The 26,263-nt window shown below is 68.2% G+C and carries 25 protein-coding genes, 4 tRNA genes and 1 pseudogene; 12 read left to right on the forward strand and 18 right to left on the reverse strand.

Annotated features, from left to right (window positions below; genetic code table 11):
- Positions 1 to 3: 3 nt before the first annotated feature.
- Together ACWEPL_RS21500 and ACWEPL_RS21505 are read right to left on the reverse strand one after the other, a co-directional pair.
- Positions 4 to 699 (reverse strand): ABC transporter permease, encoded by a 696-nt coding sequence (locus ACWEPL_RS21500; RefSeq protein WP_452437228.1) that lies wholly within the window; start codon positions 697 to 699, stop codon positions 4 to 6.
- A 110-nt stretch (positions 700 to 809) separates the two neighbouring features.
- Complete coding sequence (locus tag ACWEPL_RS21505; protein WP_363983904.1) at positions 810 to 1,718, reverse strand: ABC transporter ATP-binding protein; 909 nt, start codon at positions 1,716 to 1,718, stop codon at positions 810 to 812.
- A gap of 486 nt (positions 1,719 to 2,204) precedes the next feature.
- Here ACWEPL_RS21505 and ACWEPL_RS21510 point away from each other — a divergent pair, with 486 nt between their 5' ends.
- Positions 2,205 to 3,269 carry a serine hydrolase domain-containing protein gene (locus ACWEPL_RS21510; RefSeq protein ID WP_452437229.1) on the forward strand — a complete coding sequence of 355 codons (1,065 nt, stop codon included), beginning with the start codon at positions 2,205 to 2,207 and terminating at the stop codon, positions 3,267 to 3,269.
- A gap of 251 nt (positions 3,270 to 3,520) precedes the next feature.
- Here the strand turns inward: ACWEPL_RS21510 and ACWEPL_RS21515 are convergent, their stop codons facing one another.
- Positions 3,521 to 4,558: a hypothetical protein gene (locus ACWEPL_RS21515; protein WP_452437230.1), complete on the reverse strand. Its 1,038-nt coding sequence runs from the start codon at positions 4,556 to 4,558 to the stop codon at positions 3,521 to 3,523.
- A gap of 238 nt (positions 4,559 to 4,796) precedes the next feature.
- Complete coding sequence (locus ACWEPL_RS21520; protein ID WP_452437231.1) at positions 4,797 to 5,753, reverse strand: hypothetical protein; 957 nt, start codon at positions 5,751 to 5,753, stop codon at positions 4,797 to 4,799.
- Between the two features lie 677 nt (positions 5,754 to 6,430).
- Between ACWEPL_RS21520 and ACWEPL_RS21525 the strand changes: the two genes are divergently transcribed.
- Positions 6,431 to 6,610 carry a hypothetical protein gene (locus ACWEPL_RS21525; RefSeq protein ID WP_452437232.1) on the forward strand — a complete coding sequence of 60 codons (180 nt, stop codon included), beginning with the start codon at positions 6,431 to 6,433 and terminating at the stop codon, positions 6,608 to 6,610.
- A 342-nt stretch (positions 6,611 to 6,952) separates the two neighbouring features.
- Here the strand turns inward: ACWEPL_RS21525 and ACWEPL_RS21530 are convergent, their stop codons facing one another.
- Both ACWEPL_RS21530 and ACWEPL_RS21535 read right to left on the reverse strand, forming a co-directional pair.
- Positions 6,953 to 8,065: a hypothetical protein gene (locus ACWEPL_RS21530; RefSeq protein WP_452437233.1), complete on the reverse strand. Its 1,113-nt coding sequence runs from the start codon at positions 8,063 to 8,065 to the stop codon at positions 6,953 to 6,955.
- Positions 8,066 to 8,232: 167 nt separating this feature from the next.
- Positions 8,233 to 8,649, reverse strand: a complete 417-nt coding sequence (locus tag ACWEPL_RS21535; protein WP_452437234.1) for a profilin — start codon at positions 8,647 to 8,649, stop codon at positions 8,233 to 8,235.
- Positions 8,650 to 8,929: 280 nt separating this feature from the next.
- Between ACWEPL_RS21535 and ACWEPL_RS21540 the strand changes: the two genes are divergently transcribed.
- A complete protein-coding gene (locus ACWEPL_RS21540; RefSeq protein WP_452437235.1) occupies positions 8,930 to 9,112 on the forward strand; it encodes a hypothetical protein in 183 nt (60 codons plus the stop codon).
- Between the two features lie 76 nt (positions 9,113 to 9,188).
- Here the strand turns inward: ACWEPL_RS21540 and ACWEPL_RS21545 are convergent.
- From ACWEPL_RS21545 to ACWEPL_RS21560, 4 genes are all read right to left on the reverse strand, one after another.
- A tRNA-Phe gene (locus ACWEPL_RS21545) sits at positions 9,189 to 9,265 on the reverse strand.
- 5 nt (positions 9,266 to 9,270) lie between these two features.
- Positions 9,271 to 9,345: transfer RNA gene (locus ACWEPL_RS21550), tRNA-Asp, on the reverse strand.
- A gap of 98 nt (positions 9,346 to 9,443) precedes the next feature.
- A tRNA-Glu gene (locus tag ACWEPL_RS21555) sits at positions 9,444 to 9,516 on the reverse strand.
- Positions 9,517 to 11,034 (reverse strand): metallophosphoesterase family protein, encoded by a 1,518-nt coding sequence (locus tag ACWEPL_RS21560; protein WP_363983890.1) that lies wholly within the window; start codon positions 11,032 to 11,034, stop codon positions 9,517 to 9,519.
- Between the two features lie 75 nt (positions 11,035 to 11,109).
- Here ACWEPL_RS21560 and ACWEPL_RS21565 point away from each other — a divergent pair, with 75 nt between their 5' ends.
- Together ACWEPL_RS21565 and ACWEPL_RS21570 are read left to right on the forward strand one after the other, a co-directional pair.
- Complete coding sequence (locus ACWEPL_RS21565) at positions 11,110 to 11,460, forward strand: metallopeptidase family protein (RefSeq protein ID WP_452437236.1); 351 nt, start codon at positions 11,110 to 11,112, stop codon at positions 11,458 to 11,460.
- Positions 11,461 to 11,570: 110 nt separating this feature from the next.
- The gene (locus ACWEPL_RS21570; protein WP_452437237.1) at positions 11,571 to 12,851 is read left to right on the forward strand and encodes an MFS transporter; all 1,281 of its coding nucleotides are present in this window, start codon (positions 11,571 to 11,573) and stop codon (positions 12,849 to 12,851) included.
- Here ACWEPL_RS21570 and ACWEPL_RS21575 read toward each other — a convergent pair whose 3' ends face one another.
- The gene (locus ACWEPL_RS21575) at positions 12,852 to 13,136 is read right to left on the reverse strand and encodes a PspC domain-containing protein (protein ID WP_363983886.1); all 285 of its coding nucleotides are present in this window, start codon (positions 13,134 to 13,136) and stop codon (positions 12,852 to 12,854) included.
- A 91-nt stretch (positions 13,137 to 13,227) separates the two neighbouring features.
- Between ACWEPL_RS21575 and ACWEPL_RS21580 the strand changes: the two genes are divergently transcribed.
- The 4 genes and pseudogenes from ACWEPL_RS21580 to ACWEPL_RS21595 all read left to right on the forward strand — a co-directional run.
- Positions 13,228 to 14,382, forward strand: coding sequence for an acyl-CoA dehydrogenase family protein (locus ACWEPL_RS21580; protein ID WP_452437238.1), 1,155 nt, complete (start codon positions 13,228 to 13,230; stop codon positions 14,380 to 14,382).
- Positions 14,383 to 14,431: 49 nt separating this feature from the next.
- Positions 14,432 to 14,507: transfer RNA gene (locus ACWEPL_RS21585), tRNA-Lys, on the forward strand.
- A 135-nt stretch (positions 14,508 to 14,642) separates the two neighbouring features.
- Positions 14,643 to 14,822 (forward strand): ATP-binding protein, encoded by a 180-nt coding sequence (locus tag ACWEPL_RS21590; protein WP_452437239.1) that lies wholly within the window; start codon positions 14,643 to 14,645, stop codon positions 14,820 to 14,822.
- Positions 14,823 to 14,858: 36 nt separating this feature from the next.
- Positions 14,859 to 15,077: pseudogene (locus ACWEPL_RS21595) on the forward strand (hypothetical protein); the annotation flags it as partial.
- Here ACWEPL_RS21595 and ACWEPL_RS21600 read toward each other — a convergent pair.
- Positions 15,059 to 15,913 carry a helix-turn-helix transcriptional regulator gene (locus ACWEPL_RS21600; RefSeq protein WP_452437240.1) on the reverse strand — a complete coding sequence of 285 codons (855 nt, stop codon included), beginning with the start codon at positions 15,911 to 15,913 and terminating at the stop codon, positions 15,059 to 15,061. The pseudogene ACWEPL_RS21595 and the gene ACWEPL_RS21600 sit on opposite strands and share 19 nt — an antisense overlap.
- Before the next feature lie 93 nt (positions 15,914 to 16,006).
- On the opposite strand from ACWEPL_RS21600, the gene ACWEPL_RS21605 reads away from it, so the two are divergent.
- Complete coding sequence (locus ACWEPL_RS21605; protein WP_452437241.1) at positions 16,007 to 16,945, forward strand: SDR family NAD(P)-dependent oxidoreductase; 939 nt, start codon at positions 16,007 to 16,009, stop codon at positions 16,943 to 16,945.
- 150 nt (positions 16,946 to 17,095) lie between these two features.
- Here the strand turns inward: ACWEPL_RS21605 and ACWEPL_RS21610 are convergent, their stop codons facing one another.
- From ACWEPL_RS21610 to ACWEPL_RS21630, 5 genes are all read right to left on the reverse strand, one after another.
- Positions 17,096 to 18,004 carry an SDR family NAD(P)-dependent oxidoreductase gene (locus ACWEPL_RS21610; protein WP_452437242.1) on the reverse strand — a complete coding sequence of 303 codons (909 nt, stop codon included), beginning with the start codon at positions 18,002 to 18,004 and terminating at the stop codon, positions 17,096 to 17,098.
- A gap of 34 nt (positions 18,005 to 18,038) precedes the next feature.
- Positions 18,039 to 18,863 (reverse strand): SDR family NAD(P)-dependent oxidoreductase, encoded by an 825-nt coding sequence (locus tag ACWEPL_RS21615; RefSeq protein WP_452437243.1) that lies wholly within the window; start codon positions 18,861 to 18,863, stop codon positions 18,039 to 18,041.
- The gene (locus ACWEPL_RS21620) at positions 18,817 to 20,028 is read right to left on the reverse strand and encodes a cytochrome P450 (RefSeq protein WP_363983871.1); all 1,212 of its coding nucleotides are present in this window, start codon (positions 20,026 to 20,028) and stop codon (positions 18,817 to 18,819) included. Before ACWEPL_RS21620 ends, ACWEPL_RS21615 begins: the two co-directional genes overlap by 47 nt.
- Before the next feature lie 137 nt (positions 20,029 to 20,165).
- Positions 20,166 to 21,347 carry an NAD(P)/FAD-dependent oxidoreductase gene (locus ACWEPL_RS21625; RefSeq protein WP_452437244.1) on the reverse strand — a complete coding sequence of 394 codons (1,182 nt, stop codon included), beginning with the start codon at positions 21,345 to 21,347 and terminating at the stop codon, positions 20,166 to 20,168.
- A gap of 18 nt (positions 21,348 to 21,365) precedes the next feature.
- Positions 21,366 to 21,563 carry a ferredoxin gene (locus ACWEPL_RS21630; RefSeq protein ID WP_355207470.1) on the reverse strand — a complete coding sequence of 66 codons (198 nt, stop codon included), beginning with the start codon at positions 21,561 to 21,563 and terminating at the stop codon, positions 21,366 to 21,368.
- 149 nt (positions 21,564 to 21,712) lie between these two features.
- Here ACWEPL_RS21630 and ACWEPL_RS21635 point away from each other — a divergent pair, with 149 nt between their 5' ends.
- Entirely contained in the window at positions 21,713 to 22,333 is a 621-nt protein-coding gene (locus ACWEPL_RS21635) for a TetR/AcrR family transcriptional regulator (protein ID WP_452437245.1), read from the forward strand.
- Between the two features lie 131 nt (positions 22,334 to 22,464).
- Entirely contained in the window at positions 22,465 to 25,176 is a 2,712-nt protein-coding gene (locus ACWEPL_RS21640; protein WP_452437246.1) for an ATP-binding protein, read from the forward strand.
- 23 nt (positions 25,177 to 25,199) lie between these two features.
- On the opposite strand, the gene ACWEPL_RS21645 is transcribed toward ACWEPL_RS21640, so the two are convergent.
- Entirely contained in the window at positions 25,200 to 26,234 is a 1,035-nt protein-coding gene (locus ACWEPL_RS21645) for a medium chain dehydrogenase/reductase family protein (RefSeq protein ID WP_452437247.1), read from the reverse strand.
- Between the last annotated feature and the right edge of the window lie 29 nt (positions 26,235 to 26,263).

The raw sequence follows: 26,263 nt of genomic DNA on the forward strand, positions 1-26,263 counted from the left end.
TCACTACTCCCAGCGGAAGAACTTGGCCGCGGCCATGCTGATGACCACAGCGTACGCGGCCATCACGGCGAGCAGCAGCGGGCTGGGAGCGCCGCCTTCCCAGACGTCCCGCAGGCTCTGCCGGAACGCGCCCAGAGGGGTGAACTCCCCGATGCGGGCCACGAATACGGGCATCTGCTCCGCGGGCTGCATGAGTCCGGCGAGGTAGGCCATCGGGAAGTACAGCAGGACCCCGATCCCGTTGGCGCTCCGGCCGTTCTTGGCCAGGGCCGCGATGAGCAGGCCGATGGCGAACATGGCCGCCGTACCGAGCAGGAAGACCAGCACGCCGGGCAGCACCTGGGTGGGCAGGTGGGCTTTCAGCACGGTGCCGGCGACCGTCACCAGCAGGGCGCATGCGGTCAGCGCGAGGACGAGCTGCAGGAGCAACTGGACCACCAGCATGTTCACCGGGCGTACCGGTGTGATGGAGAGCCTGCGCAGGATGCCGCGCTCGCGGTAGGTGGCCATGGTGGTGGGCAGCATGTACAGGCCCACAAGCCCCACGGCGATCGCCAGCGCCATCGGCAGGAGCACGGTGTCGCCCGGGCCGATCGAGCTTCCGAAGACGACCATGATGAACAGCGGGATGAGCAGCGAGAACATCGCTCCGGGTTCGCGGGTCAGCAACTTCAGTTCGACTATGGCGAGCTTGGTCATGATCTTCCTCCGTCAGTGGATGAGACGTTCGGTCGTCGGCGGGTCCATCAGCCAGGACCTTCGTCGGCCTGGACGCCGGCGGTGAGAGGCGGACCTCCGGGAGACGGACGTCAGGGCCCGTCGAACGAACGGCCGGTCAGCGCGACGAACGCATCGTCAAGGGTGCGCTTGTCGATGCGCAGATCGCTGACCAGGACGTGGTGACGGGCGAGCTGCGCGGTGACCGCCGTGGCGAAGTCACCCCTGCCCGTGACGACCACCCGATCCCCCGTCCTGTTCACGCCGGTCACCCCGGGCAGCCCACCCAGCTCGACCATGTCCCCCGCCATCAGCGTGAACCGCATCTGGTGCTCGGCGTCGATCCCGTCGACCAGCCCGGCCGGGGTGTCGAGCGCGACCACCCGCCCGCGGTCGAAGACGGCCACGCGGTCGCAGAGCTCCTCCACCTCGTCCATGAAGTGGCTGACCAGCACCACCGTCACGCCACTCGCCCGGACCCGCTTGATCAGCTCCCAGGTGGTACGGCGAGCCTGCGGGTCGAGCCCCGTGGTCAGCTCGTCGAGGAACGCCACCCGCGGATTGCCCACCAGAGCCAGCGCGATGAACAACCGCTGCTTCTGCCCACCCGACAACTTCCCGAACCGGCCGCTGCGCTTGTCCGCCAGCCCCCACTCCTCCAGCAGCTCCCGCCAGTCGCGCGGTTCGGCGTAGAAGGAGGCGTACAGGTCGAGCGCCTCCCACACCTTGATGTTCTCGGGGAGCTGCGTGTCCTGGAGCTGCACCCCGATCTGCTCACGCACCCGGGGCCCGTCCTGGACCGGGTCGAGCCCGAGCACCTTGATCGACCCGCTGTCGGCCCGCCTCAGCCCCTCCACACACTCCACGGTGGTGGTCTTCCCGGTGCCGTTCGGACCGAGGATGCCGAAGATCTCGCCCTCCTCCACGGAGAACGACACCCCATCCAGAACCGTCAGGTCCGCGTACTTCTTGCGGAGGTCTGTGACTTCGATGACTGCCATGGCTCAAGCATCGTTTTCCCGCCCCCGGACCGAATCGATCTGCCGGCCATGCTCTCCGGCGAATGCTGCTGACCCGAAAATCCACCGAACGGTTGATGCGCCTCCCCCATCCTCGGCCGTCACCACGGCACTTGGCGTGACGTGGTACCGCTCGAACCGCCACAGCACCATCGCCGCCTGAGCGAAGGGACATGCATAAGGAAAAAGACTTCGACCGCCGTTTGCGGCTCCAGCGCACGGAAACCAACCCACCGAAAATAGTCCACCTGGCGCTCTCTACCGACAATCACCCGCTTCGGAGAAACGCCCATATTTCGGGACTTTGATACGTTCCGGGGGGATAATATGCCCAAATTTCCTAATATCGCCTGGGTTCTTGCGGTCGGTGCCGCTCTGACTGGTGGGGTCATGCCCGCGGGCGCTCCTGCCATCGCCGCATCCGCCGCCACAAGCCGAGCACCTCAGAATCCGGATCCGCTGGCCACCGTGCCGGCGCCGCGGGGCGACCGGACCGCCGCGGCGATGCGGGAGTACGTCCGTGACCTGGCCCGGAAGGAGCAGTTCACCGGCTCGGTGCTGGTGGTACGGCGTGGGCAGGTGCTGCTGCGTACCGCTGCCGGCGCGGCCGACGAGGAGAGGCACATCCCCAACCGGCCCGACACCGTCTACCGCATCGCCTCGGTCACCAAGCAGTTCACCTCGATGCTCATGCTGAAGCTGCGCGACCGCGGGTTGCTCGGCCTGGACGACCCGATCTGCCCGCATCTCATCCCGGCATACATCGAGACCTGCCCGCAGGCGTGGCGGCCCGTCACGATCCGTCAGATCCTCACGCACACGTCCGGCATCGTCAACATCCAGGATCTGCCGGGCTTCTATGCCGAGCTCTCGCAGCCGACCACGACCCGGGCGCTCATCCAGCGGTTCGTGCACAGGCCGCTGGACTTCAAGCCCGGGACCAACTGGAAGTACAGCAACGGCGGCTACGTCCTGGCCGGGGCGATCATCCAGGCGGTGACGCACCAGCCGTACGGCACCGTACTGCATGAAGAGATCACCGGCCCGCTCCACCTCCGGCACACCGGCTACAGCCGGGGCAATCCGCCCGCCGGGTACGCGAAGGGCTACTTCACGGTCGGATCACCGGCCCCGCCCACCAACGGCTCCCAGGCGTTCTCCGCGACCGGCATCTACTCCACCGTGGACGACATCGCCCGCTGGGACCGGTCGTTCGGCGCGGATCTGGTCGCGCCGCCCGCCACCGTCAAGCAGGCGTTCACGCCACAGTTCCCGTGTCCCCCGAACGGCTGCCTCACCCTGCCGTCGACCGCGTACGCCTTCGGCTGGGCCGTCGACCGGCTCCACGGGCACCGGCTCCGGTACCACCATGGACTTCTTCAGGGCTATGCGGCGATGAACATGTACCTGCCCGATGACGACATCGAGGTAGTCGTGCTCAGCAACGTGCAGGACACCGACACCTACGGCATCGGCCGCCACCTCGCCACGATGGCCCTCGAGTCTGCGGACGCGGAGCGATCCTCGCGATGACGGGGCGCTTGTAACGGCGAAGCCCGGCGATGGCGTGGGGATGCCGTCATGGCCTGAGCAAGGAACCTTGGAAACGAGCTGAGGCGCCGCCCTCCGAGGGTGACGCCTCAGTCGTTCAGCTCTGTGCACGGTTGACGGCTGCCGGTTTCGGGCGGTGGCTCAGCTCCGCAGTCCGACCACTTATGCCGCCCTGCGCAAACCGGGCAACGCCCTCGGACAGCCAACCGCTTCCCGGCTGGTGCAGCACGCCGTCACTGTGCGTGCTTCCATTTGGTCCGATCCCGGAGAACACGAACGTAGTCGAATCCCTGAGCTTCCAGTTGCCCCACGACCCACTGAGCAGCACGATCGTCCGGATCAAGTTCCCGCAGGTGGAATCGGAGGCTCTCGATCGCCTTCCGCTCACGGATCTTGCGCCTCTTGGGGAACAAGTCCTGCGGAAGGTTGTGACACACGTCCGCGATCATGCGCATGTGCTCCAGATGTCTCAGGGCCGTGTCCGTCTCCCCGGCAGCCAGCGCGCGCTTCACGAGGTGGCTGTCGGCTCGGATCTCCATGAACCCCATGGCCATCAAGATCCTTACGGCCTCCTGCGCCGAACCACGTTCCAATCCGGCGGGCCGGTCACGCGCTGTCCGCATGTCTTCCATGAACGTGAAGCAGGAGCAGTGGCCTGCACGTTCTTCAACGCAACGCGGGTGCTCGCAGCTGTGGTCGTGCCGGTGATCGCGGGACCACCGATGAAAGTCCCGCCCAATGCCCTTCGCACGTCGCGCTGTCCGATACTCCTCCCACCGTGACAGCGTCTTGGGAAGCTGCCGGAACCGCGTCATGGGCACAGACCTGTGAAGTCCGCTCTTGATGAGCGCACCGTCGTTCATCCTGAGCACCACGGCCGCAGAGATACAGCCTTCGACGGGCACATCCCACGGCCTACGTGGCCAAGGGATCACATAGTGCGTTCCTCCCGGAGCAAGGTGAGCGGCCAGAAGCTCGGTGGCCTGCGGCTTGGCGGAACCTGAGGTCTCTCGCAACAACTCGATCATCATGGCCGTGTCGACGGCACGAACGGTCCGAAGCACCCTGGGCAACACCGTGCCGTGATCAGGATCTTTCGCCACAGGCCAGGTAAGTAACCACACGAATATCAGCCTGCCAGCGGAGGTGGCGACGTTGCCGCCGCAAACACGAAAACACCCCGGAGCGTTTCTCGCTTCGGGGCGTTTTGGCTGTTCAATGCTGGTGGCCAGGGGCAGGGTCGAACTGCCGACCTTCCGCTTTTCAGGCAAGCCGAGGACCCGCTCTCGCTGGGCTCATGACGCCGCTGACCAGGCCCCGACCATCCGCAAGCGTCCGTCAACGTCCCTGATCGTCTGCCGCGGTAAGCATTCACCGCCTGACGTTCCGGAGCCGGTCGTACCGTTGCACACCTCTGAACGATCACACACCGCGATCAACAGAAACGCCCAGGCCGTGAATGCTTACTCATGGTGACCATCTTGCCGTGTCACCGCGACACCCTCGCCTCTATTTCAGCGTTTCGTAAATCCCCTTCGCCGTCATAGACGGCACCGGCCGACCGGACGCCGCCTCAGCGTCGAAATCAAACCTGCTCAGCTCCGCAGTTCCCGTCTCCGCCTGGTAAGACAGCAGATAACACTTACCGTACAGCTCGAACGGAGCGAGCGTCGTCCACCCCGTCGCCCAGTTCTGCTGCCACACATTGCTGTACGAGCCGTCTTCGCCGAACTTGTCAAGACTCGCTTCGCCCGATCCGTTCTTGTACGACAGGAGGTAATACTCGCCGTACGCCTTGAAGGGGACGACTGTCGTCCACCCCGTCGTCCACCCCTGCTGCCATACTCCGCTGTATGAGCCGTCCTTGTGGAATTTACTGAGATCCGCGTTTCCCGACCCGCTCTTGTACGACAGAAGGTACGGCTCGCCGTATAGCTCGAACGGAGCGAGTGTCGTCCACCCCGCCGTCCACCCCTGCTGCCATACCCCGCTGTATGAGCCGTCCTTGTGGAACTTGCTGAGATCCGCGTTTCCCGACCCGCTCTTGTACGACAGGAGATAATACTCGCCGTACGCCTTGAAGGGGACGACTGTCGTCCACCCCGTCGTCCACCCCTGCTGCCATACCCCGCTGTATGAGCCGTCCTTGTGGAATTTACTGAGATCCGCGTTTCCCGACCCGCTCTTGTACGACAGAAGGTACGGCTCGCCGTATAGCTCGAACGGAGCGAGTGTCGTCCACCCCGCCGTCCACCCCTGCTGCCATACCCCGCTGTATGAGCCGTCCTTGTGGAACTTGCTGAGATCCGCGTTTCCCGACCCGTTCTTGTACGACAGGAGATAATACTCGCCGCATAGCTCAAACGGAGTGAGCGTTGTCCAGCCTGTCGTCCACTGTTCTTCCCAAACTTGAGTTATTTGCATAGTGGGAGTCTTACTTGATGGTCGGACGGTGTCAACCGGCATGAGCGAACGGCATGATCCGCCTTTCCCGACCGAGTGAATCCGATGTAAGCATTCACGTCGTGCACAGGCCCGCGGAGGAGATCTGTGACTCCCCGACGCCACCCGACCGTGCTCACCAGTTGTGATCACGACCGGGTGGCCTGACAGCAGTCTTGCAGGCCCCCAGGTCACAGCAGATGACCTGGGCCCCGCGCAGACACGAGTTTCGGTCAGGACAGCCGGGGGATGAGTCCGGCGGTCGCGGCCGTGACAACGCTGCGGGGCGCGTTTCCCACGTCGCGTTGCCCGCTAAGTGCTTTATGTCAAGCCGTCCCGGAGCTCCCGGTCACGCACTGTCGCTTCGGGCCGTGTGCCTTGATTCGTACTGGCACCCTACTCGTGGGCGTGCGCTTGGCATAGGCGCTCCGAACCGGCCGGTTCACGTTGAGAAACGGGCATCTGAGAGCACTTCTAAGCGCTCCGAGGAGCTTTGCGACCCATCCCCGGCGCGCGACGCGCGTTTGGAAGCGCTCGCGCGCGATTCTGGCCACGCGTAGACGCAAGCCAGAGCGCTCACATCAGCGCGGTCACGGGCGGAGATCGTGCGAGCCGGCGAGGTCGTCAGAGGGGTGCCGGCAGCAGTAGCCGTGCGATATTTAGTTTGAATACTACAGCGACCCTTCAGAAGAAAAGGACGGGTGACAATCGTGACGCTGGCAGAAGAGCGCGCCGAGAAGCTCTTTGAGCAGTTCGAGCAGTTTCACAACGACGGCGACGGCTACTTGACTCGAAGGCAGTCCGACCCCATGCCGGGCACGGTCATCCAGAATAGAAACTTCGGCGTCCGGCCCGATCGCCTGACTTGCAGTTTCCAGTGAACGCGGCCCCTTTCAGCCGTATTCGAGCGGTCCTGCGGCGGCGCCTGCCGCGCCGCACTGCGGTTCGCGCTCCCGCCGCGCCCGACGCACCGCCTGCAACCGAGCCTTCTTCCCCGCGTCGGCAAGCTCAAAGGCAAGCAACCCAAACTGCCCGAACCCGCCCGGTGCCCCATCCGCCGCCGCTACGCCGAGGGCGAGGTCTCCCTCACAGACCTCGCCACCGACTACAGCATCGGCCGCTCCACCATCCATCGCATCATCCACGACCCCACGAACTGACCGGCCCAGGCTCCGCAACCGGTCAGTTCGTGGGGTCGTGGTCCGGGGCGAGGACGCCCGGGATCAGGCGATGGTGAGAGGTCCATCGGCCAGGTACGCCGCCAGCGGACCGGTCATCCGGTCCCGTGTCGGCGGATGCAGGTCCAACCCGTTGGCGTAGGTGGCGAGGTGGCCGACCTCATCGGAGGCCATGGAGTCGAGGTCGCCGAGCAGTTCGACCGCGCGCGGAACCACCCGGGAGAGGGTGTCCTGCACGCAGTACCGGACGTACAGCGAGTCGGCGAGCATCGACTCGTCCGGGTCTCCGTCGTCGATCCGGCGGGCGACGCCCTCCGCGGCCGACATCACGCCCTCGGCCTCCACCAGCAGCTGGACCCGCTCGGACTCGGGCACCCGGTTGTCGAGCAGCACCCGCTCGACCAGTGCGCCGGCGGCCCCGAGGTAGCTGCCCGTCATCAGCAGTTGGAACCAGGCGAAGCCCGCGGTCAGCATGACCTCCGGCCGCCCGTCGGGGGCCGAGGCCTGCACCAGCAGCTCCGGCGGCACCAGGACGTCGTCGAGAGTGACCTGCTCGCTGTCCGCCCCCGCCCCGCCGACGCTCACACCCTCGCTTTCTGCGGACACCAGCGCCACCGCCGGTACCTCGCCGCCGTCGTCGCCCCAGGCGGGGACCATGACACTGACGGCGAGCACGTCCATCGACCGGGCCAGACTGCACGGGCGCGTCCTCCCGCTGACCGACAGCCCGTCGGGCCCCGCCGTGGCGGTCATCAAGGGGGACAGGATTCCGGCGCCGGGGCGCTCCTCGGCGAAGCCGAACGCCACGAGCTGATTGCCGGCTGCCACCCCCTCGACAAGCATCGACTCCTGGCCATCGTCGGTGGTGGCCAGACCGACCAGGGTGGCCATCGAGAAGTGGTGCAAGATGGTGGCCACGGCCAGCGACGGTGTCCTGCTGCCCAGCGCGCGCTGCACCCGCAGAGCGTCCAGGGCGGTGGCTCCCCGCCCCCGCTGGGCGATCGGCACCAGCAGCCCGGGGCCGCCGCTGTCACGGAACAGCTGGATGCCGGGACTATCCGGGCCCTCCAGCTCCATGAGGGATACCGCCCGCAGGCTCTCGTCCAGCCCCGGCAGCAGCTTCGCCACAGTGGCGCGTTCCCGCTCCAGAAACCGCATGTCCTCTCCCACTTTCCCTGGGACGACCGACAAGGATGGGCAACAAGCCGATCAAGCTCACCCACACCGCAGCGCCGAGGAGGTCGCTGGGCTCAAGGGGGCCACCACCCCCACCCCGCCTGAACGGAGCAGGCGGCAGATCTGGCCACAGGGGCCCACTCCAGTGATCAGTACCCGGCGTTGATCAGTTCGTCGGCAAGAGACTCGACGACGGGAATCGATTCCGCCATTTGGAGTGGTGCGTCATACTCCGCGACGATGATGCACTGTTTCGTCTGCACCACGATCGCACCGGCGTGTCTGGGATCGTAGTTGATGGAGTGAGTGGCCTTGAGGAAGAGGGAGCGCTCGTCGCCCCCAGAGGTGAGGAACTTGTTGCCGGCCAGCACAAGACCGCCGACCTGGTCCTCTCCGCCGCTGAACACGGCCCTGCACTCCTTGCTGAGCTGACTCTGCTCGGCGGTACTGAGCTCATATCCCTCGGACGCAGCCAAGATTCCGCCGTCCAGCCCGACGATTGCCGCCCGGTTGACCTTGCCGGAGCCGATCAGATTGTCGTCCACATAGCGCTGCCATTCGCCCATACACAGCCCCCCGTTGCAGCCCGGCCATGCCAGGCGATCCAGTATTTGTCATCGTCCAGTAGCTCGAACGCGTGATCAAGGCCCTCCACTCGGGCCAGCGCGATGAGCCGCAAAGTAGATGTGTAGGACGGGCTGCCGGCCCCACGCCGAGCGGGCCCTGCTCACCCGCGACCAAGCGCTCGCCACGGGCTGCCCTCCGCCAAGGGCAAACGCGACGACCCCCGCTGGCCGGGCTTCGCCGCACGCCACGGCTTCAACGCCAACCGCCCGGTGCACTGCCATGACTGCGGAGAACGTTCCGCGGGACTTCCGGATTGCCCTCAACAGCGCCGAGGGCATCAACCCGGCGGAATGGACTCCCCGGGAACTGCGGCACAGCTTCGTCTCGCTGCTCTCAGCTCATGACGTGCCAATCGAGCACATCGTGATGGACGAGATCTTCCCGCTCGCTCCGGAACCGTAGTCACGCAGATAGACACGCAGACACAAATATGCCCCGTCCATGTGATCACGGGCGGGGCATTCCTGCTGCTAAATAATGGTGGTCAGGGGCAGGGTCGAACTGCCGACCTTCCGCTTTTCAGGCGGACGCTCGTACCAACTGAGCTACCTGACCCAGAGCGGTCCTGACGGGACTTGAACCCGCGACCTCCACCTTGACAGGGTGGCGAGCACTCCAAACTGCTCTACAGGACCTTGCGTTTCTTGCTGTTCTTGCCGTTTGCGCTCGTTTAGCTTACCAGCTTTTCGGTGGTCTTCGACCAGCCGTTTTCCGGTGCGCTAACCGCTCGCAGTGCCCCCAACGGGATTCGAACCCGTGCCGCCGCCTTGAAAGGGCGGTGTCCTAGGCCGCTAGACGATGGGGGCTCAGGATTCCCTGTCGCCTTCCGTCGGAGACCTCTGAAGCATAGGGGACGATTGCCCCTGATGCCAAAGTGGCTTACCGGCGGACGGCGTTTGTGTGCCAGAGATCGGTCCCGTTGGCGACGGGGCGTTCGTTGGCTCCGGGGAAATCATACGTTGTGGGTCGGGCTCCACGTGACGCTGGATGTACACCGACTGCTCCCCCAGCCCGCCCAGCGTGATGTCGTCCCATGCCTGCATGCGCTTCGTCTCCCTGTCGAAGTACAGGACAGAGGCCTGGACGGGCGTGGGCTGGGCGTGTTCGAGGGCGCGCAGGCCGGCGCCGCCGGTCGATCCCTGGACGAGGAGGCGGGTGCCCGAGGGAAGCATGGACGTCTTGCGGGCGTGGGTGTGGCCGGCGAGGATCATGGGGGTCGCGCCGGAGAAGCCCTTGCCGACGTCCGGGTCGTGTACGGCGATCACGTCCGGCTTGTTCACCTTGGCGAGGTGGGAGCGGGCGTAGTCGCCGAGCACGGTCGGGTCCGAGTCGGCGGCCACGGATTTGTCCGGGGTGAAGCGGGGGTCGCCCAGGCCGTAGATCTTCAGGCCTGCCACGGTCTCGGTGGTGTCGTCCAGGACGATGGAGTTCTTCTGCTTCTCGACCGCTTTCTGGGTGGTCATCGAGTCGTGGTTGCCGCGTACGTACACGTACGGGACCCCGAGGCGGCCGATCTCGTCCACGAACTTGTTCTCGGCCTTGGTGCCATGGTCGGAAATGTCGCCCGTGTCGATGACCATGTCCACGCTGAACTGGTCCTTGAGGGAGCGGATGACGTTCCAGGCGATGGGGTTGATGTGGATGTCGGAGACGTGCAGGACCCGGATGGTCTTGGGGTTGGCGTCGTACAGCGGCAGGGTGGAGACCGTGTCGTACAACTTGGAGACGTTCGTGACGAGTTTGGTGAGTTGCGACCGGTACGACTCGAAACGGGAGACGATCGACTCGGCGCTGCCCACGAGCGACGGCGCGGCGGCGACGAGGCCCGAGTAGCGGGGCTCGACGAGAGAGCTGGGGCGGAACGTCAGGGCCGCGAGGACCCCCGTGCCCGCCAGCGCCACGGAGGCGGCCAGAAGGCCCATCAGGGCCACTCTGGGGCGCCTGAAGACCATCAGGACCGCGATCAGCGCCCCGGCGCCCGCACAGAGCAGCGAGCGGATCACCAGCGCGCGTACGCCGTCGAGGAGGTCGTCCTCGATGAGCCCCGGCAGGCGGTCGGCCAGGCGCGGGTCCTCTATGAGGGCTTTGGCGCGTTCCTGGTCGATGTTCTCGAGCGTGATGCGCAACCGCAGCGGCGCGTCGTGCGTGCGGAACGTGAGCGTGCCGAGCGGGCTGGCGTCCACGATCGTCTCGCCGCTCCAGGCCGGCCGGAGCGACATGCCGGTCTCCACGGGCCCGATCTGAGCTCGTACGGTGCCGCTGAGGAAGATGCCCAGCCAAGCACCCACCGCGGCCACGAGGAGCACCGCCGCGCCCTTCGCCACCCTGGACTGAATGACTGCCTTTGACCTGTGAACGAACTTCATACGCTTTCTTGCCTACCCGAGGAACGGGGCAGAATGGCAAGTGTGATCGAGGTTACGCGGGAGAAGTTCGAGGAACTCGTGGCCGAGGCATTGGACACGATCCCCCCGAACCTCACGCGCGCCATGAGCAATGTCGTCGTCACGGTCGTCGATGACCCGCCGGAGCCCCACCTGCTCGGCCTGTACACCGGTGTCCCCCTCACGGAACGCGGCGACTGGTACTCAGGGGTCCTGCCCGACCGCATCGAGATCTACCGCAATCCGATATGCCAGATTTGCGATACGGAGGAAGACGTCGTCGCCGAGGTGCGCGTCACTGTCATCCACGAGGTCGGCCATCACTTCGGCATCGACGACGCTAGACTTCACGAGCTGGGCTGGTAACCCTTTGCTTTTGGTTGACTTCTTTGGGTTGCGGCTTGCCATAATGATCGGGCACCTTAGGTGACGTAGCGAACACTGTAAGTCAGGCACAGCGGAGTCCAATGGGGGCCATGCGGGCAGGTCGTCCGCCGGGACGGCATCGCCGTGCTGAAGGGCACGCCACATATCGGGAAGTCATCGCACTCAGGGAGTTCAGAGCACTCTGGTACGGACAGGGCCTTTCCCTCCTTGGCGACCAGCTCGCCCAGGTGGCACTCGCCGTACTCGTCTATGACCGCACGCAGTCACCGCTGGCCACGGCGGCCGTCTACGCGCTGACGTACCTCCCGTCCATCGTGGGCGGGCCGTTGCTGGCCGGGCTGGCGGACCGGTTCGCGCGCAGGGCCGTGATGCTGACCTGCGACCTGATCCGGGCCGCGCTGGTGGCCGCGATGGCGGTGCCGGGCATGCCGTTCTGGGCGCTGTGCGCGCTGGTGTTCCTGGTGGTGCTGCTCAGCGCGCCGTTCTCGGCCGCGCGGGCGGCGCTGCTGCCCGAGGTGCTCGAAGGCGACCGGTACGTCATCGGCTCGGCGATTCAGAACATGACGAATCAGGCCGTACAGATGCTCGGTTTCGCGGCGGGCGGAGCGGTGATCGCGACCATGGGCCCCTACCGGGCGCTCGCTCTGGACGCGGCGACGTTCCTCGGCTCCGCGCTGATCCTCGTGTCAGGGGTACGGCGCCGGCCCTCCGCTACCCACGACGGCTCGAAACCGTCCATGTGGACAATGACCGCGGCGGGAGCCCGGCTCGTGTTCGGGTCGCGGAAGCTGCGGACGCTCGTCCTGTTCGCGTGGTTGTGCGGCTTCTACATCCTGCCTGAGGGCATCGCCGTGCCGTACGCGGCCAAGCTGTCCACGGGGACCCTGTTCGCCACGTGGACACTGCCGGTTCCGGTGATCACCGGGCTGCTGATGGCGGCGATGCCGACCGGGACGGTGCTGGGGGCGTTCCTTTTCAGCAGGTTCGTGCCGCCGCCGCGGCGGCTGCGGCTCATGGGGTGGCTGGCCATGCTGAGCTGCGCGCCCCTGATCGTGACAGCGCTGTATCCGCCGCTGGAGGTGGTGCTCGCCGCATGGGTGCTGTCGGGGGTCGGCGGGGCGTACCAACTCGCGGCCAATGCCGCCTTCGTCCAGCAGGTGCCGGCTGAACGTCGCGGCCAGGCGTTCGGCCTCGTGCAGTCGGGGCTGATGTCCGTACAGGGGATCGGGATCTTGGTGGGCGGGTTCGCGGCGGAGAGACTCGGTCCTGAGCCGGTGGTCGCGCTGGCCGGATTCACCGGCCTGATCTGCGCGGCCGTGCTGGCCCTGTTCTGGACCGAGCCTCGCGAACGCGTGCCCGCCGCGGCCTGATCACGACTGGGGCTTCTGCTCGCCGCTCCAGTCCGTCCTGCTGCGGTCCTGCTGCTTGTTGATGAGGTCCTGCACGATGGAGGTGTCGCTGTCCTCTTCGGGCATGAGGAGCCAGCCGATCGCGTACACGCCGACGCCCAGCCCGCCGAACAGCGTGGCGATCGCAAGCGCGATGCGCACCAGGTTGGCGTCGATCCCGACGAACTCGCCGATGCCGGAGCAGACGCCCGCGATGATCCTGCCCTTGTGGGTCCGACGCAGCTTCTTGACGTTGTATTCGCTCATGTCTCAAGACTGCCCGTGGGCCCGGTGTTAGCACATCAGGATTCCCCCTGGTAGAACCCTGGTAGCCCCCTATGTGATGAAGGGACCCGCGATGGACGACCTGCTCCGCCTGGACGACCGGCTCGACGCCGACCAGCGGCTGATCCGCGACACGGTCAAGTCGTTCGTCTCCGACCGCGTCCTGCCGCACGTGGGCGACTGGTTCGAGGAGGCGGTCTTCCCGGCGCGCGAGCTCGCGCCCGAGCTCGGCACCCTCGGGCTGCTGGGGATGCATCTGCAGGGGTACGGCTGCGCCGGGACGGACGCGGTGTCGTACGGGGTGGCGTGCCGCGAGCTCGAGGCCGGGGACTCGGGGCTGCGCTCCTTCGTGTCGGTGCAGGGCTCGCTGGCCATGTTCCCCATCTGGCGGTACGGCTCCGACGAGCAGAAAGAGGAGTGGCTGCCGCGGATGGCGGCCGGTTCGGCCATCGGCTGCTTCGGCCTGACGGAGCCGGATTACGGCTCCGACCCCGCCAATATGCGGACTTATGCCAAGAAAGACGGATCCGACTGGATCCTCAACGGCTCCAAGATGTGGATCACCAACGGCTCCATCGCCGACGTCGCCGTGGTCTGGGCGCAGACCGACGAAGGCATCCGCGGCTTCGTCGTACCGACCTCCACCCCCGGCTTCTCCGCCCCTGAGATCCACAAGAAACTGTCCCTTAGGGCCTCGGTCACCTCGTCCCTCTATTTCGACGACGTACGCCTGCCCGCCTCCGCCGCCCTCCCGGGCGTCACCGGCCTCCGCGGCCCCCTCTCCTGCCTCTCCGAGGCCCGCTTCGGCATCGTCTGGGGCGTCGTGGGCGCCGCCCGCGCCTGCCTGGAGGCCGCGGTGATCTACGCCAAGAGCAGGGTCCAGTTCGACAAGCCGATCGGGGCGTTCCAGCTGACGCAGGAGAAACTCGCCTGGATGTACGTCGGCGCCGCCCAGGCCCAGCTCACCGCCCTCCATCTGGGCATGCTCAAGGACGCCGGCCAACTGGAGCCCCGGCAGATCAGCTTCGGCAAGCTGGCCAACGTACGCGCCGCCCTGGACATCGCCCGCCAGGCCCGCTCAATCCTGGGCGGGAACGGAATCACCCTGGAGTACCCTGTGATCAGGCACATGAACAACCTGGAGTCTGTGCTGACGTACGAGGGCACCCAAGAGATTCACACGCTGGTGCTGGGGGAGGCGCTGACGGGTCTGGCCGCTTACCGGTGATGTAGGCGTCGCGGGTTGGGCGGTAATCTCTGTACCCTTGCTGTTGCGAGGGGCGTTAGCTCAATTGGCAGAGCTGCGGACTTTTAATCCGTAGGTTCCGGGTTCGAGCCCCGGGCGCCCTACCACTCCCACCTTCGGATCAAAGAATCAAGGGGTGGGTCACGTCTGGGGCAACCGACACCACGGGTACTTTCCGACAAAGCACTCAGCGGGGCTGCCGGTTCGCAGGGCGGCGCCGGAGCTGAATCGTCCGCTTCCCTGTGCCCGTATTGCCCGGTTCGCCCGAGCCTCTCGCGGACGAGGAGGAGGGCGCGGCGGCCCAGGCGGTGAAGATCGGCTATCCGGTCGTGCTCAAGGCGACGGCCGGGGGTGGCGGACGCGGCATTGTCCCGGTCCACGAGCCGGCCCGGCCGGCGGAGGCGTTCGGTGCCGCCCGTTGAGCGGGGCCGCTCCGTGCAGCGGCATCACCGGCCCCCGGCCTGCCCGATGATGTCCGGCACGCCTTGTGGGAGGCCGTCGTCACCGGAGCCCGCGCCATCGGGCTGCGCAACATCGGCACCTTCGGGTTCTTCATGGAGACGAACGCCCGCCTCCATATCGAGCACCCGGTGACTTCACTGCACCAAGCAAGCCGACACACCCGATGGCGTGTCACCCAACACCCCAACATTCGTGGTCAGAGCTGTAGCGACTGAGTGCCCAGGACGATGGCGAGGGCCAGGCGGTCGGCGTCCTCGGTGCCGGGCTCGGCGGTGTAGACGGTGATGCGCAGGTCGTCCAGTGCGACGAACAGCGTGTCGCAGTCGAGGGTGATCGGGCCGACCGCCGGGTGGTTAATGGTCTTTTGCCTGGACGCGTCGGTCAGGGGTGGTGGTGTCTCGGCGTCCCAGAGTTCGGCGAAGCGCGGGCTGCCGGAGGCCAGGTCGGTGATCAAGCGTCGCAGGGTACGGTCGGCGGGGTAGCGCGAGGCCGTCAGGCGCAGGTCGGCCACGAGCCGGGCTTCGTGCTCGGCCTGCTCCTGCGGGGTGTGGACGACCCGCGAGGGCAGGCGGGCGACGTTGCGCCAGACGGCGTTGCGTTCCAGGGCGCGCCAGGTGGCCGTCTCGCCCATGAGCGCGTCGTAGGGCTCGTTGGCCAGCACGAGTGTCCAGCTGGCGTCGTACACGACGACCGGGGTGTGCGCCAGCCGGTCGAGCAGACGTTGCACGCTCGGGGTGACCCGCGACGGCACGATGTCCGGGCCGGGCGCGGCGTGCCCGGCCAGCCGGTAGAGCAGGTCGCGTTCGGTGTCGGACAAGCGCAGCGCTCGGGCCAGCGACTCCACGACCTGCGCCGACGGCGCGGTCGCTCGCCCCTGCTCGAGGCGGGTCAGGTAGTCGGCCGAGATGCCGGCGAGCGCGGCCAACTCCTCGCGGCGCAACCCGCTGGCCCGGCGTCGGCGGCCCGCCTGCACACCAACGGCCTCGGGTGCCACCCGGTCGCGCCAGCGGCGCACCGTCGGGCCGAACTCCCACGCTTCCACGCTCTCCATTCTGCGCATCTCTGCATGGGTTGTCCTGGCCCTGGCAGTCCTACGAAAACCGGACGAATGGCTGCGGCCCGACCGGTCCCGCAGGCTGGGGCCATGACCGAACCCGGAACCGTTCTGATCACCGGCCCGACCCGCAACCTGGGCCGTCACGCCGTGCTGGCCATGGCCGACCGCCCGGACGGGCGGCGACCCGACCTGCTGCTGGTCGGCCGCGCCGGGCGGGACCTGACGGCCGTCGCCGACGAGGCCCGCAGCCGCGGCGCCGGCGTCCACGAGATCGGCTGCGACCTGTCGCGCCTGGCCGACGTCCGTGCCGCCGCTGCCACCGTGCGCGCCCTGCTCGCCGCCGGCGCCGTACGGCCGCTGCGCGCGCTGGTCGCCAACGCCGGCACCATGTCGGCCGACACCCGGCGGGCCTCGCCCGATGGCTACGAGATGACGCTCGCCGTCAACTACCTCGCCCACGCCCAGCTCATCGGCGACCTGCTTGGTTCGTTCACCGCCCCGGCGCGGGTCGTGCTGCTCGGCTCGAACACCTATCACGCCAATTTCTGGCGCAAGCTGCTGGGTGTGGCCGAGGCCAAGTGGGCCGATCCCGTCGAGCTCGCCCGCCCGGCCACCGGTGAGCGGGCCCCGGGTATGGCCGCGTCCGGCGTCGCCTACTCCAACGCCAAGTTGGCGATCCTGTACTACGCCCATGAGCTGCAGCGTCGCGCCGGCGCCGGGATCAACGTGTCGGTGTTCGAACCGGGCTGGATGCCCGGCACCGCGCTGGGCCGTGGCGCCCCTGAGGCGGTTCAGGCGATGAGCCGCGCCTTGGGCCGGGTACCCGGCGTGTCGACGCCGCAACGCTCGGGGCCACTGCTGGCTGCGATGGCCCTCGACGACAGGTGGGCGCACCTGCGCGAGGGCGCGTTCGTGGTGAAGACCAAGCTGACCGAGGTGCAGCCGGTCGCCCACGACCGCGACCGGGAGCGGCGCCTGTGGGAGGCGACCACCGAGCTGTTGGAACGCGCAGGCGCATCTCATTAGTACGTACCGCCCGGGCCGTGCCGCACCGGGCTGTCTGCATCACCGTGGCCAAGATCCCCCGCGTCGCCCCAACTGCAACCCGCACGCCGAGCGCTTCATACGTTCGGTACGCGAGGAGGGCACCGACCGGATCCTGCTGTTCAACCGCGGTCACGCCGGGGCCGGGTTCTGCATGTCGGAGAGCAGGCCGGGCTGAAGCGCCTTCTCCAGGTCGGCCGATGTCCAGGCATCGCCCTTCGTGATGGAACGGTAGGGCCGTTCCGGGAAGGCACGTTGTACGAGGCCGCCCATCAGGTGAAACACCTCACCGTTGATCCGGGCCGCTTCGTCCGTGCACAGGTAGATGATGGCCGGCACGATGAATTCCGGGTCGGGCAAGGAGTGGGCTTTGCCGCCGGTCTGCTCGACCCCGGATTTGTCGCGCATTTCGTTGACGCGGCGACCGTAGCCGAGGGTCACCCGCGTCTCGGCGGCAGGCGCTATGGCGTTGGACGTGATGCCGTACTCCGCCATCTCCCGGGCGAGAGCTCGGGTGAGACCGATGATGGCGCCTTTGGCCGCGCCGTAGTTGGCCGCTGCGGCACGCCCATGCGTCGCCACCCCGGATGAGAAATTGATGATCCGGCCGAACCCCTGCTCTCGCATAGAGGGAAGCGCCGCTTGGATGCAGGCGAAATGCCCTTTCAGATGCACGTCGAGGACGGCATCCCAATCCTTCTCCGGCATGTCGAAAATCATGTTGTGGCGGAAGATGCCCGCGACGTTGACGAGGATGTCGAGGCGGCCGAAGTTGTCCACGGCCGTCTTCACGAGGGCCCGTCCCCCGTCCATCGCGGCGATGTTGCCGGTGTCCGGTACCGCGGTCCCGCCCCGTCCCAGGATTTCCTGGACAACCTCACTGGCGGGACCGTCATCCGTTCCCGCACCCTCGGGGTCGACTCCGAGGTCATTCACGACGACACTTGCGCCTTCGCCGGCCAGCCCTATCGCGACCGACCGTCCGATGCCGCGTCCGGCACCGGTCACCGCGGCTACTTTTCCCTTGAGCAGGTCGCCCATTCGATTTCGCTCCTTCTGGATCGCCGCTCCGCGGTCACGCTCTTGCCAGCGTCGGCATCAGTTGTGACAACTCCTGCGACGGCCACATCCCCGGGTGGAAGAGCGCATCCCCCGGAACGGGGTGGCTCAGGACGGAGATGGTCCGGCCCTTGACCTGGAAATGCCGGCCGTTGATGCCGGCCGCCTTGCCGCCACCGAGGTATACCGCCAGTGTCGCGGCCGTCTCCTCGTCTGCGGGTTGCGGGTGCCGAGGCGTCACGATCATGTTGACCGTGACCCCGTACCTGACGACGTCTCGGCAGACCACGCGGGTGAATCCGGCGATCCCGGCCTGCGCCGCCACGAAATTCGCCTGCCCGCCGACCCCCTGGAGGCCCTCCTCGGAGGCCACGTTGACGATGCTCCCGGCCCTCTTCTCGCACATGAGCGCGGTCGCCGCTCTGCTACAGGTGAAGAGCGCGCGAAGGTGGCCGTTGACGACGGCGTCCCAGTCCTCCTCCAGCATGCCGGCCAAGGGCACATCGCGAATGGGGCGGGACGTGTTCACCAGCAGGTCCACGCCGCCCAGGCGATCCACGGCCACCTGGATGAGCCGTTCCGCCCCCGGCGTCGTCGTGACATCCTCGTCAGCGGAGACCAGTGTCCCGCCATCCTCTTCGACGGGCGCGAGCCTGTTCGCCACGACTCCACCTCCTGCTTGCGCAGCTCGGATGGCAATGGCTCGTCCCAGGGCTGTGCTCGCGTCCGTCACAACGACGGCCTTGCCGTTCAGTGCATCCATCGGTCCTGACTTCCTGCCGGTAGCGGGGTTGTCACCAGGCGACCGGCAGTTCGTGGACGCCGTAGGCGGACATGTCATGCCGGAACTTCACGTCCTCCAACGGCACGGCCAGGCGCAGCCCCGGCAGCCTGCGCAGCAGTGCGGGCAGCGCGACCTGCAGTTCCACGCGCGCCAGGTTCTGCCCCAGGCACTGGTGGATGCCGTAGCCGAAGGCCAGATGCCCGCGGGTGTTGCGGCCGAGATCCACGGTGTCGGGCTGGTCGAGGAAAGCCGTGTCCCGGTTGGCGGCGGGCAGGTTGACGGTCACCGCTTCACCGGCCCGGACGAGTTGCCCGCCGACGGTGAGGTCCTCGGTGGCCACCCGTACGATCATGTCCTGGGCGATGGACAGATAACGCAGCAGTTCCTCGACGGCGTTCGCCACCACGGCGGGGTCGTCGGTGTCACGGATCCGGGCGGCCTGATCCGGATGCTGCAGCAGCGCCAGCGTGCCCAGGCCGATCATGTTGGCCGTGGTCTCGTGCCCGGCGAACAGCAGGATCATGCCGTTCATCGCGGCTTCTTCGCGGCTGAGCTCACCCGTGGCGACCCGCTCGGTGAGCAGGCGGCTGATGAGGTCGTCTCCCGGCTCGCGTTCCTTCTGCTCCACCAGGCCGAGCAGGTAGCCGAACAGCGCCCCGCTGGCCTGCGCCTTGTCCTGCGGCGAGGCGTCGGCGTGGTTCATGGTGGCGCTGTGCTGCTGGAAGAACTCGTGGTCGTCGTACGGCACTCCGAGCAGGAGCGAGATCACCAAAGATGGGAGAGGCAGCGCATACTCGCGAACCAGGTCCGCCGGCTGCCCCTTGCCGATCATTTCGTCGATGAATCGTTCGGCCATCTCGTGGATCTGCGGACGCATCGCCTCCACGCGCTTGACCGTGAAGTCGGCGGTGAGCATGCGGCGCAGCCGGGCATGATCGGGATCGTCCATCCGCGGGAACGCCGGGACCTGCGTGTGCGGGAGCACGGACGGGTAGCGCTGGGCGTCGGCGCTGAGCCGCGGGTCGCTCAAGACCGCGCGGACGTCCTCGTACCGGGTCACCACCCAGGCGGTGTGGCCGTTCCACATCCGGACGTGCTGCAGGCCGTCGGCCTGGCGCCAGCCGGCGTACTCGGCGGGCGGGTCCAGGGGGCAGCGCTGGGAGCGTATGCCGGGGAAGACCGGAAGGCCGGAGTTGTCGTGGGTGTCGGTCGTGATGGTCATGCGAAACTCCAGAAGGGTGTCATGTGCGGGGTCGGCGACGCCACGGTGCGAGTTACGCGGCTGTCGCGCCGCGTGGGCGACGCCACGGTGCGAGCTACGCGGCTGTCGCGCCGGCGTGGGCGACGCCACGGTGCGAGTTACGCGGCTGTCGCGCCGGCGATGGCGGTGGCCCATGGGGTCCGGGCCGCGATGAGGGCGCGCCAGGCGCGCAGGATCCTGGGTGACAGGCCGGCGGCGAGCACTCCGGCCAGCCGGTCGCCGGTGCGGTAGGCGATCAGGAGACGGCGTTGGGAGACGTCGCCGTCCAGGACGAGTGCTTCGTCGTGGTCGCGCAGGTGACCGTAGGCCTGGATTTTCATGCCGTACTGGTCGGACCAGAAGTACGGCACCGGCGCGAACGGCCGCCGCGCCTGCGGGTGGAGCAGGTTATGGGCGACGGCCAGGCCCTGCTCGGCCGCATTGGTGCGGTGCTCGATGCGCATCGCCGTGCCGAACAGCGGGTTGTGCCAGCGGGCCACGTCCCCGACCCCATACACGCCGGGGGCGGCGGCGCTGAACTCGTCACACACCAGCCCGTCGCCCAGGGGCAGCCCGCTGCCGTGCAGCCATGCGGTGTTCGGCACCGAGCCGATGGCCACCAGCACGTCGTCCGCCGGCAGGACCGTCCCATCGGCCAGCCGTACCCCCGTGACCGCCCCGCCTGCGCTGACGATCTCGGCGACGGCGGCGTGCGTGCGCAGCTCGACGCCGTGGCCACGGTGCATCTCGGCCAGCACGTGGCCGGCCTGCTCGCCGAGGGCCTGCGCCAGCGGGAGCGGGCCCGCCTCCAACAGCGTCACCTTCACACCCAGCCCGCCGGCGACGGCGGCCACTTCGGCGCCCACGAACCCGGCACCGACGATCACCAGTCGCCGCCCCGGAAGCAGCCGCGCCTTCAGCGATACGGCGTCGTCCAGGGTGCGCAGCGTGTGCACGCCCGCCACGACCTCGCTGCCCGGCAGCTGCCGGGGACGCACTCCGGTCGCGATGACCAGAGCGTCGTAGGGCACTTCGGCGCCATCGGCCAGCGCCACACTCCCGCCGCTCAGGTCCAGCCCCGTCGCGGGCACGCCCAGACGCAGTTCCAGGCCCAGCGCGTCCAGCTCCGCCTTGCCGCGCAGGGCGAGCCGGTCCGGCTCCCACTCGCCGGTCAAGACCTGCTTCGACAGGGGCGGGCGGTCGTAGGGCAGCTGCGGTTCCTGGCCGATGAGCGTGATCGCTCCCCCGTACCCGGCCCTGCGTAGAGCCTCCGCGGTGGCCAGCCCGCCGCGCGGACCCACCGACGATCACTATCCGGTTCACGACTCGGCCAGATGGATGGCGGCCGCCGGGCAGACCGCGGCCGACTCGCGGACCGCGCCGTGCACCTCAGGTGCGGGCGTCTCGTCCAGCAGCACCACGATGCCGTCCTCGTCACGCTGGTCGAACACCTCGGGCGCGATCAGCACGCACTGCCCGGCGGCCACACATTTGTCGGCCTCGACTGCCACCTTCATCTGACTCTCCTTGGTTGAGCTCCGGCGGCGCGCTCCTCGCAGCAGGCAACAGCAGACAGCGGCCGATAATCGATAGCCAACTATTACTTATTGCGCCAAAGGAAGTCAACAACAATCGATAGCCAACTATCGGTTGCTATCCTTGCCTGGTGACCACCGACAGCTCACGGCCGCTGCGTGCCGACGCCATACGCAACAGCGAGAAGCTGCTGCGAGCCGCCAGGCAGGTCTGGGCCGAACAAGGGCCTGACGCACCCCTCGAAGAGATCGCCCGCCGCGCGGGGGTAGGCATCGCCACCCTTTACCGCCGATTCCCGGACAAGGCGGTGCTCGCCCGGAACGCTCTCGACCAGAGCTTCACCGAGGACATCGCTCCCGCCATCGAGCAGGCCATGAGCGACGACGACCCCAAGCGTGGCCTGGTCACCGTGCTCGAGGCGACGCTGGCCGTCGCGGCCCGCGAGCACAACACCGTGGCCGCCGCGAGGGACTCCGGCGCCATCACCCGCGAAGCCGGGACCCGCTCCTTCGAGTCACTCACCCTGCTGGCCCGCCGGGCACAGGAGGCCGGCCTCATCCGCGCCGACCTCGTGCCCGACGACATGCCCCGCATCATGGTCATGCTCGTGGGGCTGATGTGGACCATGGACCCCCACAGCGACGGCTGGCGGCGCTACCTCTCGCTCATCCTCGACGCCCTGGCTCCCGACGCAGCCACCCCTTTGCCGGCCGCGGTGCCGCTGCAGCAGCCGGACAACTGGCTCCTTTGACACGCCACAGCCTGCGGTGCCGACGGCATCGGCGGGATGCCGCACGAACGGAACGGCACGCGGCGAGACGTTGGCCGCACTCCTGAGGGAAGCCCGTGCCCGGTAAGCGGCGATCACCTACGGTTCCCGTTATGCGGACTCCTGCGCTCACAACCGACGTGCTCGTTGGCAGGCACGAGTTACAGCAGCGCGTCGACGAACTGACCGGCGCTGCTCGTACGGGACAGGGCGGCGCGCTGGTGCTGGAAGGCGAGGCGGGCATCGGCAAGAGTGCCCTGCTGGAATACGCCCGGAATGCGGCGTCCGGGTTCCGGGTGGTCCGGACAGCCGGGTCGGAGTTCGAGCAGGAACTGCCGTACTCCGCGCTGCACCAGCTGTGCGTGCCGATGCTGAAGCACCTCGTCGAGCTGCCGGACCGGCATCGCGACGCTTTGCGGGTGGCCTTCGGGCTGGCCGAGGGCACACCCGACCCGTTCCGGATCGGTCTGGCGGCTCTGGGGCTGGTGACAGCGGCGGCCCGGGAGCGGCCCCTGTTGTGCTTGATCGATGACGCGCAGTGGGTCGATACCGCGTCGGCGCGGGCGATGGTCTTCCTCGCCCGCCGGGTCGCCGCCGACCCCGCAGCGATGATCTTCGCAGTGCGCCCGACGTACGCGGCGCATGGATTCGGCGAGCTGCCGCAGCTGGCCGTCCGCGGTCTGAGCGACGAGGACGCCAAGGTTCTGCTGACGACGCGAAGCCCGTTCCCCCTCGATGATCAGGTCCGGGACCGGCTCGTCGCCGAGGCCCACGGGAACCCGTTGGCTCTGCTGGAGCTGCCCCGCGCCGGTGGCTTCGTCCCGCCTGACGGGTCCTCGGTGCCGACCCGGATCGAGTACGGCTTCCGAGCCAGGCTGGCCGGCCTGTCCGCCGAGGCCAGGCTGCTGCTGATCGTGGCGAGCGCGGACCCGACCGGCGACCCCAACCTGCTCTGGCCGGCCGCCGGTCAGCTGAACCTCGATGTGACACCGGCCAGCGCGGAGGCGGACGCGACGGGACTGGTCGAGTTCGGTGCCCGTATCCGCTTCTGCCACCCGTTGGCACGTTCGGCGGTCTACCGCGCCGCCGACGCCGGCGAACGCCGCGCGGCGCACGAGGCGCTGGCGGCGGTCACCGACCCGGTCACGGCGCCGGACCGCCGGGCCTGGCACCGCGCCCAAGCCGGCCCCGGCCCCGACGACGACATCGCCGACGAGCTGGAGCGGTGCGCGACGCGTGCTCAGGGACGCGGGGGCGTGGCAGCCGCGGCGGCCTTCCTCGAGCGCTCTGTGGCGCTGTCGCTGGATCCAGAACGCCGGATCGTACGAACTCTGCACGCCGCCCAGGCCAGCTTCGACGCGGGGGCGTCCGGCAAGGCGGCGAGCCTGCTCGCGATCCTCGAGACCAGCCCGCTGGACGAGTTCCAGCACGCTGACGTCGACCTGCTGCAGGGCCGGATCGCCTTCACCCGGCACGGCGACGGCTCCGGACCGATGTTGATGGTGCGTGCCGCCCAACGGCTGGCGAGTCTGGATCCGGACCGGGCACGTGACTGTTTCCTCGATGCCGTCGAGATGAGCCTGTCCGTGGGCCGCGGCGGTGTCGTCATCGATCGGGTCCTCACCGCGGCCCGGTCCACGGCGCCGGCGCCGAGCTCGCCGGACGCCCTTGACGCCTTGATCGTGCTGGCCACCGACGGGTACGAGGCCGCGGTTCCGCTGCTTCGCCACGCCCTTTACGACAGAGGCGAGCGGTTCTGGACGCGCCGTCCCGCACTCGCCACGATGATCGCCGTCGAGCTGTGGGACCCGGACACCCTGGCCGCCATCGCCGCATGGCTGGTGAAGGCGGGCCGGGCGTCGGGCTCGCCGCTGCTGCTCAGGCTCGGTCTCGCGCAGAAGGCGGTCGAGGCCATCCTGATCGGTGACATCGGGCAGGCGATCGCCACCACCGCGGAGGAGGCGGCGATCGCCGACGCGACCGGCGCTCCCCCGCTGCTCCATCACCGGCTGCATCTCGCCGCGCTGCGCGGCCGCCGCGACGAGGCTCTCGAGCTGTGCGAGGCGGCCACCGCGGCACCGACCACCGGATGGCCCGGGCAGGTCACGAACCTGCACTGGACAACAGCCATGCTTCACAACGGGCTGGCCGACTACCCGGCCGCGCTGGCCGCGGCCCGTAAGGCCACCGAGCACGGTGACCTGTTCCTCACCGGAGCGGCCCTGCCGGAGCTGATCGAAGCCGCGGTCCGTTGTGACGACCGCATCACCGCAGCGCAGGCGCTGGACTCCCTCACCGAGCGCACACAGGCCGGCGGAACCATCACCGGCCGGGGAGTCGCGGCCTACTCACGAGGGCTCGTGACCGGCATCGAGGATCACTACCGGGAAGCCGTCGACCTGCTCGCCGAGGGCCCGCTGCTCCCCTACCTGGCCCGGGCGCACCTCCTGTACGGGGAATGGCTGCGGCGCGAAGGGCGACGGCGTGACTGCCGCGAGCACCTGCGCACCGCCCACGAGCTGCTGTCCGGAGCCGGGGCGGAGGCATTCGCCCGGCGGGCCGCCGACGAGCTGCGCGCCGCCGGCGAGAAGGTCCCGGTCCGGTCCGAGCGAACGTACGGGAAGCTGTCCATGCAGGAGGTCGCCGTCGCCCGCCTCGTGGCCTCGGGCGCCACCTCGAACGAGGCCGCCGTCCAGCTCTACATCAGCAAACGCACCGTGGACGCCCACCTGCGCAACATCTTCCGCAAGCTCGGCATCAACTCACGCAGGCAGCTCAAGGATCACCCCGACCTCGCCGTCCAGGACAGACCCGACGGCCGGTGAGACTGCTCCCCGGAAGGGAACCGCTATCCGGCGTCGGGCACGAGGACGACCTTGCCGGTCACGGTTCGCGACTCGGCGAGGGTCAACGCCGCCGCGGCGTCGGAGAGCGGGAGCCTCGCGGCGATCTGCGGGGCGAGAGTGCCGTCGGCCAGCCGTCGCAGCACCTCGGTGAGGTCGTCGCGCAGGCGGGTACGGAAGGCGTCCGCGTGCCGGCGGCCGGCCCAGAAGTCGTAGAAGCCGGCGTTGCGGCCGTTGGGGAGGTAGTTCCAGAGCATCAGCCGGAAATACGACTTGAGGACCGGAAGCCGGGCATTGCCCTCGCCGTCCTTGGTGGCCGCGGTCCCGTACGACACCAGGGTTCCGCCGCGGCGCAGCAACTGCCACGACTGCCGCAGCCCGGTGCCGCCGACGTGGTCGAACACCGCGTCCACGCCGTTCGGGGCGAGCTGCCGGATCCGGTCGTACATGCCGGGGTCGCGGTAGCCGACCGGGGTCGCACCCAGCTTCCGCACCGTCTCATGGTGACGTGCCGACGCGGTGCCGATCACCGTGATCCCGGCGTGGCGAGCCAGTTGCACCAGCGTCGTGCCGACGCCGCCGTTGGCACCGAGGACCACGATCGTCCCGCCGCGGCGGACCTTGGCCATCCGGTGCAGCATCTGCCAGGCAGTGATCCCGTTGACGACGACGGTCTCCACCTCGGCCGCGTCCAGGCCGTCCGGCACGGGCACCAGGTCGGCGGCGTCCACCTGGACGTGGCTGGCCCAGCCGCCGATCTTGGTCACGGCGGCGTACCGCTTGCCGATCATCGTGGCGTCCACGCCGGGGCCCGCCGCGACCGCCGTGCCGACCACGTCGTAGCCGGGCACGAAGGGGAAGCTCGGCTGGTCGTAATACCTGCCACGGCGCATCTGCTGCTCGGCGAACGAGATGCCGGTCGCCTCCATCCGCAGCAGGATGTTGCCGGCGGCCGGTGTCGGCAGCGGCCGGGTGCGGATCTGCAACCCGTCCGGATCGACCTTGCCGGGCATGACGATCTCAAGGGCTGTGCCGGTCATCGAAAGCTCCTCGGTGGATTGTTGTCACG

Source organism: Nonomuraea sp. NPDC004186, from assembly GCF_053603495.1.

Coding starts and splice junctions, on each gene's coding strand:
- ACWEPL_RS21565 (WP_452437236.1), top strand. CDS start 11,110: ATGGCAAGTGTGATCGAGGTTACGCGGGAGAAGTTCGAGGAACTCGTG.
- ACWEPL_RS21630 (WP_355207470.1), bottom strand. CDS start 21,563: ATGAAGGTGGCAGTCGAGGCCGACAAATGTGTGGCCGCCGGGCAGTGC.
- ACWEPL_RS21500 (WP_452437228.1), bottom strand. CDS start 699: ATGACCAAGCTCGCCATAGTCGAACTGAAGTTGCTGACCCGCGAACCC.
- ACWEPL_RS21580 (WP_452437238.1), top strand. CDS start 13,228: ATGGACGACCTGCTCCGCCTGGACGACCGGCTCGACGCCGACCAGCGG.
- ACWEPL_RS21505 (WP_363983904.1), bottom strand. CDS start 1,718: ATGGCAGTCATCGAAGTCACAGACCTCCGCAAGAAGTACGCGGACCTG.
- ACWEPL_RS21575 (WP_363983886.1), bottom strand. CDS start 13,136: ATGAGCGAATACAACGTCAAGAAGCTGCGTCGGACCCACAAGGGCAGG.
- ACWEPL_RS21615 (WP_452437243.1), bottom strand. CDS start 18,863: ATGACATGTCCGCCTACGGCGTCCACGAACTGCCGGTCGCCTGGTGAC.
- ACWEPL_RS21600 (WP_452437240.1), bottom strand. CDS start 15,913: ATGGAGAGCGTGGAAGCGTGGGAGTTCGGCCCGACGGTGCGCCGCTGG.
- ACWEPL_RS21530 (WP_452437233.1), bottom strand. CDS start 8,065: ATGCGGTTTCTGGAGCGGGAACGCGCCACTGTGGCGAAGCTGCTGCCG.
- ACWEPL_RS21610 (WP_452437242.1), bottom strand. CDS start 18,004: ATGGGCGACCTGCTCAAGGGAAAAGTAGCCGCGGTGACCGGTGCCGGA.
- ACWEPL_RS21645 (WP_452437247.1), bottom strand. CDS start 26,234: ATGACCGGCACAGCCCTTGAGATCGTCATGCCCGGCAAGGTCGATCCG.
- ACWEPL_RS21540 (WP_452437235.1), top strand. CDS start 8,930: ATGACTGCGGAGAACGTTCCGCGGGACTTCCGGATTGCCCTCAACAGC.
- ACWEPL_RS21605 (WP_452437241.1), top strand. CDS start 16,007: ATGACCGAACCCGGAACCGTTCTGATCACCGGCCCGACCCGCAACCTG.
- ACWEPL_RS21535 (WP_452437234.1), bottom strand. CDS start 8,649: ATGGGCGAATGGCAGCGCTATGTGGACGACAATCTGATCGGCTCCGGC.
- ACWEPL_RS21640 (WP_452437246.1), top strand. CDS start 22,465: ATGCGGACTCCTGCGCTCACAACCGACGTGCTCGTTGGCAGGCACGAG.
- ACWEPL_RS21570 (WP_452437237.1), top strand. CDS start 11,571: ATGCGGGCAGGTCGTCCGCCGGGACGGCATCGCCGTGCTGAAGGGCAC.
- ACWEPL_RS21520 (WP_452437231.1), bottom strand. CDS start 5,753: ATGCCGGTTGACACCGTCCGACCATCAAGTAAGACTCCCACTATGCAA.
- ACWEPL_RS21620 (WP_363983871.1), bottom strand. CDS start 20,028: ATGACCATCACGACCGACACCCACGACAACTCCGGCCTTCCGGTCTTC.